Below are 17,748 nucleotides of genomic sequence, written 5' to 3'. Positions count from 1 at the left end.
GCTATCGAAACCCTGATAATAGGTCTAAAAACCTTAATTTCCATTTGATACCTGTTCAGAAATAACCGATAAGAGATTTAATCAGGGGATAGGCCTCGAATACCTTGCGCCGCGAATAATTCACTCTTATCGGTTGGTTGTCATTCATTATTATTAAGCTCAAGATAAACATATTCTAAAAGCTCTAAATAAATAACAATACAAACTAAGGGATACCGCGAGATTTCATCTCGTGGTGAGACTTTCCAAAATTTTGTGTTTACGCTGAAATTCACCCATTTATTTTTTAGGTTCAATTCTTTCTTCAAAGTTAATAAAAATCATTGAAGACCCTTCCGTAAACTCCTTCTTCGATATTGAAATTTCTATTAACAACCAATACTTTTACGCTATAAAATATATCAATTCTGAAGGGATTCATAGCATCCCCAATATTAAAAGTATAGTTTATTGATGCGAAAATTATTGAATCATCAACTCCTCCACCAATTGTTCTAAATCATCTCCGTGTATCCCTTTAGCGATAATCACTCCTTCCTCATCAATCAAGTAATTCATGGGTAAGGCGGTAACAGAATATGCATAAGCTGCAGGAGTAGTAAACCCTTCTAAAGACGAAACGTTTGTCCATGTTCGACTGTCTTTTTCTAGAGCGCCAAGCCAATGCTTTTCGTTGGTATCTAAAGAAATGCTGTAGATCTCAAATCCTTGATTGTTGTATTTGTTGTATAATCGTTTAAGGACGGGGCCCTCTCTTCGACATGGACCACACCAGCTTGCCCAGAATTCAACTAGAGTAAGTTTTTTACTGACATCAGAAAGTTTTACCTCATCTCCTTTCGGGGTTTTTAACGCAATGTCTGAAACAGTTCCCCCAATAGAAGTTTGTTGGAGTCGTGTTACTTTTTCACGCAAAACATGAGAAATTGATAAGTCTAGGTGTTTTGTTTCAAAAGCGGTGACTAATTCATTATAAAACTCAATGTTTTCTTCGCCTTTCCAGCGAATGGAAGTTGGATAAAGTGCAAGGCTTGTCCCCATTTTATCTTTTATGAAAGTATTCAGCTCTTCAAGGTGTAGATCATAATTGCTGATTTCTAACTTTCCTAAGGAATCAATTTTTAATGGATCAGGATTTTCATTTTTGCTCTCGGCGGTAATTTCTCTTCTTATTGTCCGAACCAAACGCTCTAAAGATGCTGCACGAAAGGTCTCATATTCTAAAAGTAAATCCGTGTCTTTTGAACCTGTAACTTCAGTTCCTGTGGCGTCGATATTAATTTTTACACTTTGGCCTTGACCCAAAACTAAGGGTACACTTAACTTTTCGTTTACAATGAGACGGTAAAAATGTGGTTCTTCATTAAAACTTACCTTAAACTTTCCTGCTGCATCAAGAAAAATCGTATCAATAAATGTTGTTTCCTTTTTCTCAATATTACTTTCTTGTTGAAGCAAGAGGAAATTTCGTTCAGGGTTTTCAATTTGACCTTCCAGTGTGAAAGTAGACACTTTTTCATTATTACAAGCTACAAAAAGCAATACACTAAGGGAAAAAAGTAGATATCTCATCGTTTTAAATTATGAAGTAATTCTCGTTAAAAGTTATGTGTTGGAATAAAACACATGAAGTTAATGAATGTTCTGAATTATAAAATACGGACATAAAAAAAATGCGAAGTATTTCTACCTCGCATTTCTAAAGCTTAAGCTTTCAACACTTATTTCACAATCAACTTATGAACTGTATTTCCAACATTTACAAAGTAAATCCCTGGAGAAAGGTCATTTATATCGATTTTCAAATCTCCTTTTACACCATTGGCGGCTAGACTTTTAACAGTTTTACCTTGAAAAGAAGTGATTTTTATTTCCTTAACGTCTATTTCATCCCAAACAATATTTAATTGATTTGTAGCAGGGTTTGGATAGATTTTTACATCACTTTGCTTTATCTCCACATCACCTACCGAAAGGACTTCATCGTAAGGAATAACATCCCAACTAAACATTGGTTTCCCTTCATTTTGATTTGATAAAACATTCGTTTTGAATTCTTTGTTAATTCTAACAGCTAACCTTGCATCCGAAGACAATAATTGTTCTCCCTGCTTAAGCAAAGGTTGAACTACCCATGATAGGTTAGAGTATACATTTCTGTATCCAAGAATTGTTTCTAAGGACAGCTGTTGATGAATGAATGCACCTTCGTCATAATTAGGCATGCCATCATTTTGACCGCCATAAACGTAAATTACATGTTGACCACCTAAAACATAATTACCATCATTGTCCATTAATCGATCAGAAGGATTCCAAATCATATCTGCTCCATTATCATCAGTCATGGTTGAGTTTTCTCCAAAAACGATATTCAATCTTCGTCCTGTTTCAACATCAATAGCATAGCCTGGAAACCAACCCATTCCTGTACCGGTGCCATCAGGGTTTCCTTCCTTATCTACAGATGGACTTTGACGCAAGAAACCTGCCTTTGCTCCATTTACAGAGTTCAATTCATCTTTATTCAGTTCTACCACTGGACTTCTTGTCCATTTACTTTTATCATTAGTAAAAACGATATCGATACTGGGTTGATAAACTGTAGGTAAATCAAGATGTACTATAGATGACAGTAAGCTGTAACTACCAACCGAACTTGCTAAAGCTACAGGTGTTAAATCACACTCACCGAATCGCGCCAAGTTACTTGGAGAAACAATTCCACCCGCAAGTTTCGTGAATAAATTATTCGGATCCTTATAGTTTGAAGAATAACATGCAGGGTTATGAATGCTATCTCCTGGAATTGCGTTATTCGAACCATCAAAGCTTCCAGACATAATCCAGTTCACAGGAGACATACCATTCGCATTTTTTACTCCTGTTAACCAGCTGTTATTTTCATCTTCAAATGATAGTTTTGCTTCTAATGGTTTTGCGGCCTTATCTCTTTCTGCACAAAACTGATCTCCAGTTGAACAAAAATAATCCATTTGCTTAATTCTTATGGCCATTCCCCACTGTGGTATATCAAGCTCATTGCCAACATTAATGGCTGAATTTGAGTTTACAGAGTCGATTAAAACTCCACCTGCAGTATCATAGTGATAAACCGTCCAATGGGCAGTATCTATATCAACATAATTATTAAATTTCAAAATGAAATGACCTGTCGCATGGGTAATCGTATCTGTTAAATAGGCTTCAATTGGTCCTTCTCCTCTTTGATATCCTACTCTTTTCACGGCAGTACTGTCCAAAATATTTTGTTCTGTTTGAGCATTTATTTTCACGGCACGAGACATATTTCCTTCTCCGTCTAGACGTGTTATTTCAAAACTCAATCTAGCATTCTCTTGAGTTAAATCAAAATCATCTGATATTCCAGTTCCCACCTGATTACAAGAATAAACTGTATTGTCGTAGTAGTTCTGTACTAAGTCAGCATAATCAAGTATTCCTTGCACATTTTCCAATTGATTTCCTTGGCGATTAACTATCACAGCATAACTGTAGGTCAACACGTCACCTGGTTGAAAAACCTCATCATCAGTAGTCATAAAAAACCTTCTATCGCCAGGTGTATTTGAAGTTCCACTTCCATCAATATCATGTTCTGTCCATCCTGTTCCTAAATAAGGATTACCATCATAGATATGTTGTGTAGGAGTTAAAGTAGAACCTGAAGAACCAGGAAATCCAGTACCCCCATTTACCCAATCAGCACCATTTTTCCATTTTCCATTCATGTAATTCCAGTAATCCGCTGGCGTACTAGGATCATCATTGGCAGGAGTACCTAAATCTGACCTATTAAAATAACCTGAATATTGTGTGCCTCTATTTAAACTCACAATTCCTATAGCAGGCGGGTTGCTTTGGTATCCTGGCGCATCCTGTTGACCCGAGTCAAAATTAGGACCGTTGTATGCATAAATCATATTTTTTGCAGGAGCCGACCCAATGTAGTCATCTTCAAAAGAACCAATATCAGGATCGAGGTAAAAAGCAACTTTAAAATCATTAAATGAATTTTGTCCTCTGTTATACACTTTCATATCAATAAAAGTAGTAGAATCAACAAAGTCATTTGAAGCAATATGATATAACATTATATGTACTTCGGCCCCTACTTTATCGCCTCCTGAATTGTTGTGAGGTTTATCTTCATGTATTATTTGGTAAACAGCTTCGTCTCCTTTAATACATGGGTAATCCCCTTCATAAGGTTCATAAACACCATTGTTATTGAGGTCTACAAAAGGGGCTAACTGTGCAGCAACTCCTATTGAAGGGTTGCCATTTCCAGGCCATTCAGCGATTCCAGCTGGGGCAACATAACCGGGTTGATTATAATTATCTATGTGATAAATAATTTCTGATTTTTTCACTTTCCATATCCCACTTTCATATGCATAAACATATGCAGTATCATAATAAGCGTTCGTTGAAGAGTATGGACCTCTGTAGAAATCACTATCAAACAGGTTTGCCGCTAGTTTCAATTCCCCATTCTGATTCGTTCCTCCAAACCAAAACCCACCGTAATAAAGGAGATGATTTCCACTTCCTGCAGCAACTTCGTAGCCGGATGATGAGGAACCTTTTTTATGAAATAGTGTTCCATCATCTTCAATTGTGGCTGCGACACTATTTCCATTAAGCACAGTCTGATTTTGTTGTCCGTTTAAAAGATGAAAAACAGAAAGTGACAAGGTTAATAAACATAGATTTAATTTTTTCATACGTAATAGTTTTAAATATAATTAGTAATAAAAAGCAAGTAGTTTGCTGTGAAAATACAACATTAACCTAAAACAATGTAAATGAACTTCTTAAAAACACTTTCTAATGATTAAACTATCACGATTGCTTATTCTTCTGTTGTAAATCAACCAAACTCCTAAATCAAGTTAAAATAACCTACAAAATCACGTCAAATTGAGATATCCATAGTATTTTTGAGGAAAATTTATAAAAATGGCGAAGAACTTCATAGAGGAATTGACATGGAGAGGCATGATTCACGATAGCATGCCTGGTGCAGAAGAGCATTTACTAGAGAAAATGAGGGCTGCTTATGTGGGGATTGACCCAACAGCGGACTCATTACACATTGGCCATTTGGTGAGCATTATGATGTTACGTCACTTTCAACGTGCTGGTCACAAACCGGTAGCACTTTTAGGTGGAGCAACAGGAATGATTGGAGATCCATCAATGAAATCTCAAGAGCGTAACTTGCTCAATGAGGAAGAATTGAAACACAATCAAAATGCAATCAAAAACCAATTGAGTAAATTTCTAAACTTTGATACTGAGGATGAAAATGCTGCAGTATTAGTGAATAATTATGATTGGATGAAGGATTTTTCATTCCTTGAATTTATTCGAGATGTAGGAAAACACCTTACGGTGAACTACATGATGGCAAAAGATTCTGTTAAGAAAAGATTGACAGGTGAAAATGCTGAAGGAATGTCTTTCACTGAATTCTCATATCAATTGGTACAAGGTTATGATTTCTTACATTTATATAATAACAAGGAGGTAACCATGCAAATGGGTGGTTCAGACCAATGGGGTAACATTACCACTGGTACTGAATTGATTCGCCGTGTTTCGGGTGGAAAAGCTTTTGCTTTAACTTGTCCATTGATTACAAAGGCAGACGGTACTAAGTTTGGAAAAACAGAAGGTGGTAACATCTGGCTAGATCCTGAACGTACTTCTCCTTATGAATTTTACCAATACTGGGTAAATACAACTGATGAAGATGCTGAGCGTTATATAAAGATATTTACCTTCCTTTCAAAAGAAGAAATTGACACGCTTGTTGCTGCTCATAACGAAGCTCCTCACTTGCGTCAATTGCAAAAGAAGTTGGCTGAAATCATTACCATTACGGTTCACTCTGAAGAAGATTTAAAAACAGCTATTGCTGCTTCAAATATTTTATTTGGAAAATCGACAGAAGAGGACTTAAGATCACTCTCAGTAAAGGATTTCCTTGCTGTATTTGAAGGAATTCCACAAGCAACTTTATCAAAAGATGAATTGAAAGAAGGGGTTGGAATTATCGATGCACTTTCAGCTAAAACAGGTTTCCTAGAGTCGAATGGTCAAGCCAGAAGAGAATTGAAAGGAAATGCAATCAGCGTGAATAAATCTAAAGTAAAGGAGGATTTTACGTTAACAGAAGAACAATTAATTAGTGATAAATTTATCCTTTTAGGAAAAGGAAAGAAGAATAATTATTTGATCATCGTTGAATAAGTTTTTTTCGTTACTCATTTAAAGGAGTTCAAGCAATTGAGCTTCTTTTTTGTGGGTGTGATTCGAAGTGTAATCCTCCCCCCTTGGCGCCGTCAGCTGACGGAGAAGACGTAGAGACTCACTTTTATGGGTTTTGATGATGATTTGGAAGAGAAAGTTTTCTCTTAAAAAACAAAGCATAGTCCCGAGCAATTCCTCCTTTGGAGTTATACCGTTAAAAAACAAATACATAAGGGGGATAAAGGGGGAGGATCTTAAAACCCAAAACTTTGTGCCTTGTAAGTAAAAGATTTCTTTTAAAAACCTACCCCACCAACTCCTTCATCTCTTTATAATGATAAATTTCCACGCCTTTTTTGTTCAATTTTGCTGCAGCAACCATTGCTTTGGCGACATTCTCTCCTTCAATGGGCTTCGACTTTCCAGGCATAAGGAATTTCAAAACTTTCCCAAAGAATTGACCAATGTCTTCGGCCAGTCTCTTTTCTTTGCGGTCTCCTAGCAAAAGGGAAGGTCTAAAAATAGACAATGAATGAAAACCTACAGTGGGATGCATCTTGGCGATGAGTGCTTCTTCTACTTCACCTTTTAACTTCAAATAAAATCCTCTTTTTGAACTGTCTGCACCTAATGAAGAAACGATAAGAAATTGTTTACACCCATATTTTATACTGTGCTTTGCTGCGTTTATTGGAATATCAAAATCAATTGAGCGATACAGTTTTTTATCTCCTTTCACCTTCTTTTGCGTTGTTCCAATAGCACAGAAGACCAGGTCACTTCCTTCCATTGCAGCTTTAAATTGAAACTCGTCTGCAAAGTCAATCACTACTACCTTCACTTTTGGATGAGCTATTTCTAGTGGACGCCTAACGATAACCCTAACTTCTTCGAAATAAGAATCATTTTGTAATAACTCGAGTATATGTCCGCCAATTAATCCTGTTGCGCCAAGTAGAGTTGCAGTTCTCTTCATGTTCTTTTAGTTGATTTTAATCTTAAATGATAAATGTAAACATAATTCAAATGGATTCATGATTTAGACAAGTACTCATCATTAAACTTACATATAAATCACCTTTACTTCAATTTCTTTATCTTTATTTAAAAGAAAAGATGCTTTTTCAAAATTGGGTCGATTCGTTAAACCTATACTTTTATAATTTGAAAACCCTACTCCTTCAACCGGTAAAACCCACCCCTTGTCTATTACGCCGTTAGAATTTTCATCATGTAGAATGTTTACAGCATAAGTTCCTCCTTTTAACACGCGAAAAGTAAACTCTGCAGTTTTATTCTTAATCTTGACTTTTCCAGATTTATATAGCTTCTCGAATTTTTCATCGGGAATACTTCCTTTTTCATTGTACAGTGAAAACTGAACGATTCCAGTGTTATTTCTAAGCTCTTTGACAATCACTTTTAAATCGTAATAGTCATTATTCTGACTCAATACAGAAAACGAAAGCACTGAAAACATTACGATAGTTAGTATTTCTCTCATTTCTTTTCTTTTTGAAACCTCAATTTCACTCCGTCAACAAAAGCGTAAACTACAGGAACTAAATACACTGTTAAAATCAATGATGACAATAGTCCACCAATAATAACCCAAGCTAAACCATTTTTCCATTCACTTCCTGAACCAGTTGCTAATGCAATAGGCAGCATCCCAATAACCATTGATAATGTGGTCATTAGAATCGGTCTTAACCGTCCTTTTCCAGATTCAATCAAAGCTGTTTTGTAATCTTTTCCAGTGGCTTTTATCTGGTTGGCAAAATCGACGATTAAAATTCCGTTTTTCGTCACGAGTCCCATCAACATAATTAGTCCTAGTAAGGCAAATAAACTCAGGTGACTCAGAGATAAGTTCAGTGCCAAGAAAGCGCCGATTAATGCCACTGGAATGGAGAATAAAACCACAAATGGATAAACATAACTGTCGTATAGTGCAACAAGAATGAGGTAGATTAACAGAAAAGAGATCAGCAATACATTCGCTAAAGCTCCAAAACTATCATTTTGTCTTTTCACATCACTTCCCCATGTCATTTCAATTCCTGCTGGTAAGGGATGCTCTTTGACATAAGCTACAACCTCATCAGCTACAGTTCCAGAAGGTTTCCCCAATGCATTTGCTGTAATTGTAACCGCTGGTTGTCTGTCTTTTCGTTCCAATAAAGAAGGTGAACTGTTCTTTTCTACTTTGGCAAATTGCTTTACCTCTATTGGCATTCCTTTCGGATTAATAATCGGTAAATTCGAAACATCTTTTGCATTTTCACGATTAAAACTGGCCAGTTGAACACGCACAGGATATTCATTTCCGTCTTCAGTAATAGAGGCGTCATCGTTTCCATTGAAAGAGGTACGCAAACTCATTCCAACATAAGCCGTGGTCAATCCGAAGCGTTGCATTAAGTTTTTGTCGGGTATCACACGGTATTCAGGACTTCCTTCTTCAACTGAAAGCAAAATATTATCTGTTCCTGGAATGTTCTCCAAGACTCCATGCAAATGATCTGCAGTTTCCATTACCAAATCTAAATCAGCTCCACTTAAGGTAATTTCAATAGGTGCTGTTCTGGGAACTAATCCCATAGCAATAATTGAATATTTGATTCCAGTAAAACGATCTTCTAATTCTGTTCTCAATTGGCGCATATAAGACTCTGTGGAAACATCTCCTTTCTTATCGTTGAGTTGAATGGTCATTTCTGTTCGGTAAGCGGATCCTACACCAAGGCTTCCGATTCCTGTGCTTGGACCTCCCACGTTACTGAATAAACTTTCAACGGCATCTTGTTGCAATATAAAATCTTCTATTTCCGCAGAAACGTTATTGTTGGCATGGATGGAGGTGTTTTTATCAAATTCTAAGCCCAGTAAAAACTTTCCTTGATCTCCTGTGGCAATTAACTCTTTTCCGATAATTCCTTGTTTCATTATTACACCCGTTAATGCAAATAAAGCCAGCACAAATCCTACAAATATCAATTTATGGTTAAGTACCCATTTCAATTGACGGCCGTACATTTCTTGTAATCTATCCAGCTGAACTTCAAACCACAATAAGAATTTATTGAAGAAATTGGTCGCTTGTAAATCCTCTTTCTTTCCAACTCTCGAAGCCAGCCAAGGTGTCAATGTAAACCCGACCAATAAACTCGTTAAAGTGGAGGTGATAATCACAACAGAAAATTGTTTTAACATATCTGCAACGAAAACTTGAAGGAAGAGAATTGGAACGAAAACCACGATATCCACAAGTGTAATTGATAAAGCGGAAAACCCAATTTCCATTCGTCCATCCATTGCTGCTTTGCGTTTTTCTTTTCCACGATCAAGATGAACTTGAATATTTTCTAAAACGACTGTAGCATCATCCACCAAAACTCCAATAATTAGAGACATGGCTAATAAAGTCATGAGATTTAATGTATATCCTAAAATCCACATCATGGCAAAAGCAGTTACCAAAGACGTTGGAATGGCAATTAAAACAATGAGTGAATTTCTAAAGCTTCGAAGGAATAAAAGCATCACTAAAGACACTAGAATTACTGCCAATATTAAGTCAAATACAACTGAATTCACCGCTTCAATTGTGTTATCTGTACTGTCATCTGCAATAACGAATTGGACATTTTCTTCGTCATAAGTTGCTGCAATTTTATCGAATCGTTCTCGCACATTTCGCGATACATCCACGGCATTGGCATCTCCTTGTTTTTTCAATAGAATTCCTATTCCTTCTTTTCCGTTGTAGCGACTCACAGAAGTAATTTCAACCGTTTTATCTTCTACTTTGGCAATATCTTTTACATAAATCGGATTTCCAGGCATCGGCATAGCCACTTGAACATTTTCTATTTCTTCAAGTGTGTTAAACTTTCCTTTTAACCGCAGTGTGTTATCAAATTCTTCAGTTCGAATGTTTCCTGCTGGAATATCTACACCGGATTGATTAATTGCTTGGACAACTTGAAGAATTGAAACTTTATGTTGCTTCAATAAATGAGGTTGAATATTCACTTGAACTTCTCGTTCTCTTCCTCCTAGTAATGTCAGCTCTGCCACTCCTTGAATTTGTTGAATCTGAGGGAGAAAATCATTTTTCATTTTTTGATAAAACTCAGTAGCCGGCATATCACTCGTTGCACTGATCGACATAATCGGTAAGTCATTTGGAGAAACTTTACTCATTTCAGGACTTAAAATATCGGCGGGTAAATCTTTTCGAATGTTATCAATATACCGCTGCGCATCCTGCATGGTATTGTCAAGATTAACACCATATTTTAGGTTGACGATGATTACCGATGCATTGGGCAAAGACTTCGTAACTAAGTAATCTATACCTTCAAGATTTGAAAGTGCATCTTCGATTTTCTCACTGACTGATGTTTCAACTTCTTCAGGATCTGCTCCTGGATATCCAGTTTTAATCACCACAACAGGTTGATTAAAATCAGGCATTAACTCATAGCTCAAGTTTTTAAAGCCTATCCATCCCAAAAGGGTAAAAACACCAAACATAACAATGATGAGCGAAGGTCGTTTTATGGAAATTTCTGTAATATTCATCTTTTTTCAATTAAAAATTATGAATTACGAATTACGAATTGGCGAAGTACATCTTGAATTCGTAATTCGTAATTGAACTATTCGTAATTCACATTTATTCCGTCGAACAAATTCACAAATCCTCTACTCACGATTTTGTCTCCTGCCGAAAGTCCTTCTCCTACTAAAACAGAGGCCCCTTCAGTGGATAGTATTTGTACAGGAACCAGAACAGCTTTGTTGTTTTTTACGACATAAACTTTTGCATCATCGAGTTGACCTTGAATTACAGAAAGTGGCAGCACAATTCCACTTTTTTCAGTTTTCTTCTCTAGAACTACTTGTCCGAACATTCCTGCTCGAATTGGAGTTTCTTTTTCGTTTTTAACTTCAATTTCTACAGGATAACGCGCTGCAGGATTGGCTTTACTTCCAATAGCAACAACTTTCCCTGTGAAATCGACATGTGGATATTGATCGGCTTTTAAAATCACCTCATCATTTAAACCCAACTGATTCACTTCACCTTCTGCAACATAAGCTGTAAAACGTAAAATATTCATTTGACTTAGCTGAAGCAATGGAACTCCAGGTGCAGCAAAAGCTCCAATTTCTACAAACTTCTGAGTGATTGTCCCGTCAAATGGTGCACGAATTGTTGTTTTATTAATCTGTTCCTCAATGGTTCTTCGCTGAATTATCGCAGACTGCAATTGCAATTGAATTTTATCCAATTTCGCTTTTTGTATCGCATCTGCTTCGGTCAAAATTGTGTAGCGTTCAAAATCCTTTTCTAAGTCTTGAACTTGAATTTTCACACTCTCTAATTGTAATTTCAAAAGAGAATTATCCAATTCAATGAGGATTTGTCCTTTTTTCACTTCACTTCCTAAGTCAACTCTAACTGCATCAATCTTTCCTTGAATATCTGCGTTTAATTTCACTTCACGATTCGCCATAAAGTTCCCATCAATGGTTTGGCGGGTATCCATATTAGAAACTTCTGCAGTAATTGCTTCAACTTTAATGGTTTTATTTTTATCGTAATGAAAAACAATAGCTTCTGTTTTTGCTTTATTTTTCGTCAGCTGAAATACGGTTAACCCGATAAGCCCGACAAGTACAACAATCGTAATTATATTTTTCATGATTTCTTTATTCGTGTTATTTAATCAATAAGTTTCCAGACTCTTTTTTCAACTTTAAATCTGCTTTAAGGTATTCTATTATAGTCGCTAAATATTCCATTTGAGCTTTGTTTACTTCGTTTTCTGCCATGATAACATCGGTTAAAGAAACTAGTCCTTCACGGTGTTGCAGAATCGTTTGATCATAAATAGACTCTGCTAATTTCAACTGCTCTTCTACCATTTCCATAGCAGTATTTGCATTGTTCTTTTCCTTTATGGCATTTTCAATATTGACTTCAGCCTGATCTTGCATCAATTCCAATTGTATTGAAGTAGCGTCAATCTCTAATTGTTTGTGCTGAATTTTTCGTTTGGTGACCATCCCATTAAAGAGTGGCATAGAAAGTTGAATTCCTGCTAAACCTTTGGGATAAAAATTAAGAAATCGATTCGGTTCTTGATCGTAGCCGTATCCTGTTGTTCCATAAGTTGCAAAAGCATTTAAAGAAGGTAAGTAACGTGATTTGTTTAAGGTGTTGATTTGGGTATATAATAATTCTGCCCTTGCCTCTGCTAGTTGAACTGAAAGCGAACTCGTAGCTTCATAATTTTCAATCTTTTTAAAAGCAATTGATTGGTCGATATCAATACTTTCTGATAAAGGTCTGCCCATTAAAAACTTGAGCACATTCAATACACGTTCGTACTTCACAGAACTTGTTTCTCGTTCTTTTTCCAGTTGAAGCAGTTTTAATCGCGCCCTTTTCACATCTGTCCCAGTTAATAACTCCTGTGTTTGAAGTAATTCAACATTCTTGAGCAATTGTTTCGCATTAACAATATTGGAATCAATAAAGTCTAAACTTCGGGCAATAATTTGAGCGTTATAGTACACCGATGAAACTTCAAAAAACACTTCTTCTTTTGACTTCAGGTTTTGAATGCGTGTGAGTTCTGTCGCTGCCTTCGTGGTTTTAATGTTTCCATATAATTCTGGATTATAAATCGGAATAGCCAATGTTAAATCAGCATTTAAATGATGGGGAACACCAAACTGAGCCTCTTTGAATTGACCATCGGGACCACCAAAAACACTCATTGGCATTAGTTGATAAGGCAAATCGGTAAAGTATTTATAATCTGCATTCAGATTTAATTTTGGCATTCGATATCCTTTCACAACATTTTCTTGCTGGAGGCTCGACTCCATCTCCAAAGCGTTAATTCTTAATCGCTTGTTGTGCACTTCTGCTGAATCAATACACTGTTCTAAGGTCCACACTTCTTGTGCTTGAAGAAAACTTAAATTCAAAACAAAGAGCATTGAAAACAAAAGCTTGTGAGCGCTAACTAACTTCATTGTGCAAATTTTTTTAGTTTATACAGTATTATTTTCCACTGATCATTTCAGAAGAAATTCCTTTTTTATTGGTGTATTCTGCTATTACTATCCCTACAAAATGAAGCAAAATAAATAGTGGAAACCAATATATTCCGAGTTTATGAACTGTTTCAATGGGATCTTTTAACTCAGGGAAGAAACCTTGTTTTAAGGAGACTCCAGTAACAATAGAAATAAAAGCAAAAACATAAAAGAACACATAAGTACTTCCTTGTAATCGCTCTTTTACAGACAAATTTTTATTGAATGGGTTGGGAAATTTAATTCCTTTAAATACCATATAAATAATACGTACTAGAAAAGCAAAAATCATTACATAGGCAAAAATGATGTGCCACTCCCACATTGGTTCACGGATTGCTTTAGCAATAACAATCATTTCCTCTTCTCCGAGCACTTGAGTTTTACTACCAATAATAGAAGCCATGTGGTGTTTATTCATCCAGAACAACCGTAGAAAGCCAGTGATAAGTAGCATAGTCATCGCTACAGCAATTGTCCAGTGTAAAAACCTGTGGAGTGGAGTGAATTTTTGTTTTGATTCCATACCTATTTTTTTTCAATCATTTTTAAAATTCCATTGAGGACTTTCATTCCATCTTTTTCAACACTCGATTTATTTCCAGAAAGCTTCCATTTCATTACTGCCATTCTCATTCCACCTGTAATAATTGTGGTCATTGTTCCAGGCTTTATCAATGTGCTGTATTGATTTTTGCTTTGTCCTGTTTTGATGTTTTCGTGAACCACTTTATGCATGGAGTCAATAATTTCTGACACTTTATTACTCAAAGAATTATCAAAATGGAATATACTTTCAGCAAAAATCACACTAACAATTGCTGGTTTTTGTTCAAAAGTAACCAACTGTGAATTAAATATCTTTCTCAAACGATCCCCAGCCTTTTCATCTTTTTCAAAAGATAGTTGACTGATTCTTTCTTCCATTTCATTTTTAAAATAGACCAATAAACCCAAAAGAATTTCATTTTTCCCAGCAAAATGTCGGTAAAGTGCTGGCTCTGACAAATTAATATCCGCAGCTAAGGTCTTGATCGTTAGGTTCTGAATCCCATGCTTATCAATACGTTGCGTTGCCGCTTCCATAATTTCAATCTGTCTTGCTGTAAACTCCATATTAGTCAATTATTAAAACGCTGTTAGTTAGTATTCACTCACAAATGTAACGCAAATGTTTTAATTAGCAAATATTTTACAAAAAAAGATATTACTTAATATGGAATGCGCTTGTACAGAATCTAAAAAATGAAGTGATGCATCACATCCCTCTCTCTTCAGTTATAAGCTGATAACTACACTAAACAAAAAAACTTTACCCGAAGCACAATTAAATGCACTTCGAATAAAGTTTATAACTTAGGATTGGTAATAATTAAAGTTGCTCTACAGTAATTAAACTGTACTTATTGAAAGTACTCATGGTACATTGCATAAGACGCTTCTAGCTCTTCAACAATGTGGTTTGCCTCCTCCACATTTTTCGCCTCGCTTAAAGCATTTGTCAACTCTAAATGTGGATGTAACCATTTGTGTAGTTCATCATGACTAACACCTTGCATAGTACAACTAGAAATAAGCTGATTATTTTGTTCTGCTACATTTTCAGCTAAACTTAAATAATCTTCATCTCCACTTTCTACATAGGCCTTAACGAAAGTTTCACCTTCGTGTACAAAGGGCTTCATCTCTTCATTGACAAGCCATTTCTCACCGTTGTTGAGTGCAATTGCTTCGCCATCATCATGTGAATGAGCATGATCTTCAGCCTCAGGATGTTCTTCACCTTCAGTTTTTTCAACTTGCTCCGTTTGAACCTCTTCAGCTTCTGAGGTTTCTGTTGTATTGTCACAGCTTGTTAAAAAGCCAAGACTAAAAATACCTAGTGTTAAAATTACGTGTTTCATACTATTTGTTTTTTATTAAAGTTAAATTAGTTTCAATCATGTTCTTACCATATCTGATGATATCAAATTCAAAATTAGAACTTCGCCATTTATACATCAACAACCTTATCGACCCCATCACTACATGAATTAGATCTTCAGTGGTGACAGATTGTGTGAAATCACCTTCTTTTTGCCCCTGTAACACAACAGGCATGAGGTACTTCATTTTCACTTGCATGATTTTAGCAATTGATTGGTTAATCTTCTTACTCTCTTCAAACTGACCATCAGAAAACACTGCAACTGAAAAATGTGGATACTGATTGAAAAAACTTAGTTGGCTTTCAAACAGCGCTTTAAAATTGTCTTCAGGCGAATTGTTTTCATTAGCAGCTACTTTGAATCTTTGTTCCATATTCTCAGCCAAGTAATTCAGCATACCAACAATAATTTCTTCTTTACTAGAAAAGTGACGATAAACAGCACTTTCAGAGAATTTCATTTCTTTGGCTAGATTTTTTATCGTTAATCCATGGATGCCTGAACGGGTTAAAATCTTTCCCGCTGCTGTGATAATTTCAAATTGTCTTTCTGTAATATTCATTTGTTTGTGAATGGTCACTCACAAAGGTAGTAAAAAATTATTGACAAATCATTCGTAACAAGAAAGAAACGAAAATTTGAAGCCAAAAAAAAACGGATGAACAACAATGTTCACCCGCTTTCAATGTATAATAAAGATTGTTTATTTCACTTTCATTCCTTTAACAACTCTATCCTTACGTTGGTTTTTCTTCCAGTTTTTAAGTTTTACCATAAGGTATGCCGAGGCACTTCCACGTACGGCGTAATAAACCGAACCTCCGTAATCCAACTCTCCTTTTCCATTCGCCCACTGAGCAACAAGATAGAACCTACCATTGGCAATGTTTTGACGTTCTGCAAATCTCAGAACACGTCCGCCACCTAATTCAAATCGAATTTGAACTGTTCCATCTTCTTCCATTTGCTCAAAAACACAAGGTCTATTTGCAGGAATAACAATACGTTCAGAAGTTGATCGCTCGGAAGTAACTAATTCTCCTGAACTTCCAGTTGTAGCCACTGATTGTTGTTTGTCACTACGCTCTAATATAATTGTCTCTGAAGTATAAAATTGAACTTTCTTCATTTTATCTTCTGACAAGTCAAAATCAGCTTTAATTTTGGTAGTATATGGCACTTTTGTGGCACAGCTTCCAAGTAAAACGATTGTAAATAATGCGATTAAAACTTTCATTATAAGTGTATTTTAATTTATTCGTTTAAAGAGTACGAAAATAAGAACAAATTATGTTCCAAAACAACTAATTGACCAATAAATTACATCCCCTCATGTCACTTTGGTCGAATCTACCGAGTATTTTAAATTTATTAACATCTTTTACGCCCAGATCATCGGTAGCGATAAAAGAGCAACTGTAATAATTTGCAAGGTCAATAATATTAACTCCACCCGTTCTTCCATCGGGCAATAAGTGAAAAGGATCATTAACATCACGTATTAAAATCCTCATCCATTGTGGCATTTTAAAATACTCACTTCCATCTGTGTAGGCTTGGGACAACAATTCTGTCATTCCATATTCTGAATAGATTTCTGAGACATTTAGTCCTTCCTTTAAAATTTGATGAAGTTCTTCTTTAATCATTTCCTTGCGCCTCCCCTTCATTCCGCCAGTTTCAAGAATTTTAGCTCCAGAAAGATCGACCTTCTTTTCTGCAAAATCCAACAATGCATAAGACACTCCAAACAAAATAATTTGTTTTTCTTCTTGCTTGGCTTTTGCAATGGCCTGAATAAGTGAATCTGGATCCGACAAATAAAAACCAGACAATGGATGGTTCGATTCTTTTATGAGCTGATCGACCATGTAGACCAAAGACGATTCTCCTTGTTGCACATAATTGGGCAATAAAGCCATAATAATTGAATCTTTAGGGTCCGACATTTGCTCCTTAAAGGTATGAAGAAATGAACGCTCATAGATTTCTGGAAAGGCCACAAAATGTTGACTTCGTGTTCCTATCGTTGTTCCCGAGCTTTTAAATAACAATAAGTCTTCTCCTAAAAATTCTTCTGATAAAATTTTATGAGTTTTAAAAAACGATATAGGAAGAAAGGGTATTTCTGTATAATGTTTAGGTTGTGTTCGTCCTAAAGCATCACAAAAACTTCGATAAATAGGAAGGTTTTTATATTGATATTCGAAAACATTTAATGCTGCCCGGTTAAAGTCAGCTTCTGATTTGATATCAAAAATGGAGTTTATTGTTGGATTACTTTGCAGCACTGCGTTTATTTTAAATCTGGGTTCAAAAATACACAAACAGATTGTTCTTAAAAAGAATAAGAGCCTAGAACTGGCGTTCTAAGCTCTTATCACACTAATCAACCTAACCTACTACTACTTCAGCAAAG

Annotated in this window: 14 protein-coding genes; 1 reads left to right on the top strand and 13 read right to left on the bottom strand. The window is 35.7% G+C overall.

Annotated features, from left to right (window positions below):
- Positions 1-462 precede the first annotated feature (462 nt).
- Both ACN0U3_RS03100 and ACN0U3_RS03095 read right to left on the bottom strand, forming a co-directional pair.
- Positions 463-1,572, bottom strand: a complete 1,110-nt coding sequence (locus tag ACN0U3_RS03100; protein ID WP_417265099.1) for a redoxin domain-containing protein — start codon at positions 1,570-1,572, stop codon at positions 463-465.
- 149 nt (positions 1,573-1,721) lie between these two features.
- Complete coding sequence (locus tag ACN0U3_RS03095) at positions 1,722-4,748, bottom strand: T9SS type A sorting domain-containing protein (protein WP_417265098.1); 3,027 nt, start codon at positions 4,746-4,748, stop codon at positions 1,722-1,724.
- A 235-nt stretch (positions 4,749-4,983) separates the two neighbouring features.
- Between ACN0U3_RS03095 and tyrS the strand changes: the two genes are divergently transcribed.
- On the top strand, positions 4,984-6,279 hold the full coding sequence (tyrS, locus tag ACN0U3_RS03090) for a tyrosine--tRNA ligase (protein WP_299206456.1): 1,296 nt from the start codon (positions 4,984-4,986) through the stop codon (positions 6,277-6,279).
- A gap of 304 nt (positions 6,280-6,583) precedes the next feature.
- Here the strand turns inward: tyrS and ACN0U3_RS03085 are convergent, their stop codons facing one another.
- From ACN0U3_RS03085 to ACN0U3_RS03035, 11 genes are all read right to left on the bottom strand, one after another.
- Positions 6,584-7,255, bottom strand: coding sequence for an NAD(P)H-binding protein (locus ACN0U3_RS03085; protein ID WP_417265097.1), 672 nt, complete (start codon positions 7,253-7,255; stop codon positions 6,584-6,586).
- 87 nt (positions 7,256-7,342) lie between these two features.
- Complete coding sequence (locus tag ACN0U3_RS03080; RefSeq protein WP_417265096.1) at positions 7,343-7,783, bottom strand: DUF2141 domain-containing protein; 441 nt, start codon at positions 7,781-7,783, stop codon at positions 7,343-7,345.
- Positions 7,780-10,869: an efflux RND transporter permease subunit gene (locus ACN0U3_RS03075; RefSeq protein WP_417265095.1), complete on the bottom strand. Its 3,090-nt coding sequence runs from the start codon at positions 10,867-10,869 to the stop codon at positions 7,780-7,782. Before ACN0U3_RS03075 ends, ACN0U3_RS03080 begins: the two co-directional genes overlap by 4 nt.
- Before the next feature lie 77 nt (positions 10,870-10,946).
- Positions 10,947-11,996 (bottom strand): efflux RND transporter periplasmic adaptor subunit, encoded by a 1,050-nt coding sequence (locus ACN0U3_RS03070; protein WP_417265094.1) that lies wholly within the window; start codon positions 11,994-11,996, stop codon positions 10,947-10,949.
- 16 nt (positions 11,997-12,012) lie between these two features.
- A complete protein-coding gene (locus ACN0U3_RS03065) occupies positions 12,013-13,338 on the bottom strand; it encodes a TolC family protein (RefSeq protein WP_417265093.1) in 1,326 nt (441 codons plus the stop codon).
- A 28-nt stretch (positions 13,339-13,366) separates the two neighbouring features.
- A complete protein-coding gene (locus ACN0U3_RS03060) occupies positions 13,367-13,927 on the bottom strand; it encodes a cytochrome b/b6 domain-containing protein (protein WP_417265092.1) in 561 nt (186 codons plus the stop codon).
- A gap of 2 nt (positions 13,928-13,929) precedes the next feature.
- The gene (locus ACN0U3_RS03055; RefSeq protein WP_417265091.1) at positions 13,930-14,517 is read right to left on the bottom strand and encodes a TetR/AcrR family transcriptional regulator; all 588 of its coding nucleotides are present in this window, start codon (positions 14,515-14,517) and stop codon (positions 13,930-13,932) included.
- 287 nt (positions 14,518-14,804) lie between these two features.
- On the bottom strand, positions 14,805-15,305 hold the full coding sequence (locus ACN0U3_RS03050; RefSeq protein ID WP_417265090.1) for a hypothetical protein: 501 nt from the start codon (positions 15,303-15,305) through the stop codon (positions 14,805-14,807).
- 1 nt (position 15,306) lies between these two features.
- Positions 15,307-15,891 (bottom strand): TetR/AcrR family transcriptional regulator, encoded by a 585-nt coding sequence (locus tag ACN0U3_RS03045; RefSeq protein ID WP_417265089.1) that lies wholly within the window; start codon positions 15,889-15,891, stop codon positions 15,307-15,309.
- Positions 15,892-16,032: 141 nt separating this feature from the next.
- The gene (locus ACN0U3_RS03040; RefSeq protein WP_299206440.1) at positions 16,033-16,566 is read right to left on the bottom strand and encodes a hypothetical protein; all 534 of its coding nucleotides are present in this window, start codon (positions 16,564-16,566) and stop codon (positions 16,033-16,035) included.
- Positions 16,567-16,633: 67 nt separating this feature from the next.
- Positions 16,634-17,620 (bottom strand): acyl transferase, encoded by a 987-nt coding sequence (locus ACN0U3_RS03035; protein WP_417265088.1) that lies wholly within the window; start codon positions 17,618-17,620, stop codon positions 16,634-16,636.
- Positions 17,621-17,748 lie beyond the last annotated feature (128 nt).

This window comes from Brumimicrobium sp. (assembly GCF_048268645.1).
GTDB lineage: Bacteria > Bacteroidota > Bacteroidia > Flavobacteriales_D > Crocinitomicaceae > Brumimicrobium > Brumimicrobium ulvae.
The sequence above is the reverse complement of the archived record's forward strand: the minus strand, read 5'-3'. Positions and strand labels throughout refer to the sequence as shown.

Bases quoted from the DNA above. Each gene is read 5' to 3' on its own strand.
- ACN0U3_RS03100 (WP_417265099.1), bottom strand. From the start codon at position 1,572: ATGAGATATCTACTTTTTTCCCTTAGTGTATTGCTTTTTGTAGCTTGT.
- ACN0U3_RS03095 (WP_417265098.1), bottom strand. From the start codon at position 4,748: ATGAAAAAATTAAATCTATGTTTATTAACCTTGTCACTTTCTGTTTTT.
- tyrS (WP_299206456.1), top strand. From the start codon at position 4,984: ATGGCGAAGAACTTCATAGAGGAATTGACATGGAGAGGCATGATTCAC.
- ACN0U3_RS03085 (WP_417265097.1), bottom strand. From the start codon at position 7,255: ATGAAGAGAACTGCAACTCTACTTGGCGCAACAGGATTAATTGGCGGA.
- ACN0U3_RS03080 (WP_417265096.1), bottom strand. From the start codon at position 7,783: ATGAGAGAAATACTAACTATCGTAATGTTTTCAGTGCTTTCGTTTTCT.
- ACN0U3_RS03075 (WP_417265095.1), bottom strand. From the start codon at position 10,869: ATGAATATTACAGAAATTTCCATAAAACGACCTTCGCTCATCATTGTT.
- ACN0U3_RS03070 (WP_417265094.1), bottom strand. From the start codon at position 11,996: ATGAAAAATATAATTACGATTGTTGTACTTGTCGGGCTTATCGGGTTA.
- ACN0U3_RS03065 (WP_417265093.1), bottom strand. From the start codon at position 13,338: ATGAAGTTAGTTAGCGCTCACAAGCTTTTGTTTTCAATGCTCTTTGTT.
- ACN0U3_RS03060 (WP_417265092.1), bottom strand. From the start codon at position 13,927: ATGGAATCAAAACAAAAATTCACTCCACTCCACAGGTTTTTACACTGG.
- ACN0U3_RS03055 (WP_417265091.1), bottom strand. From the start codon at position 14,517: ATGGAGTTTACAGCAAGACAGATTGAAATTATGGAAGCGGCAACGCAA.
- ACN0U3_RS03050 (WP_417265090.1), bottom strand. From the start codon at position 15,305: ATGAAACACGTAATTTTAACACTAGGTATTTTTAGTCTTGGCTTTTTA.
- ACN0U3_RS03045 (WP_417265089.1), bottom strand. From the start codon at position 15,891: ATGAATATTACAGAAAGACAATTTGAAATTATCACAGCAGCGGGAAAG.
- ACN0U3_RS03040 (WP_299206440.1), bottom strand. From the start codon at position 16,566: ATGAAAGTTTTAATCGCATTATTTACAATCGTTTTACTTGGAAGCTGT.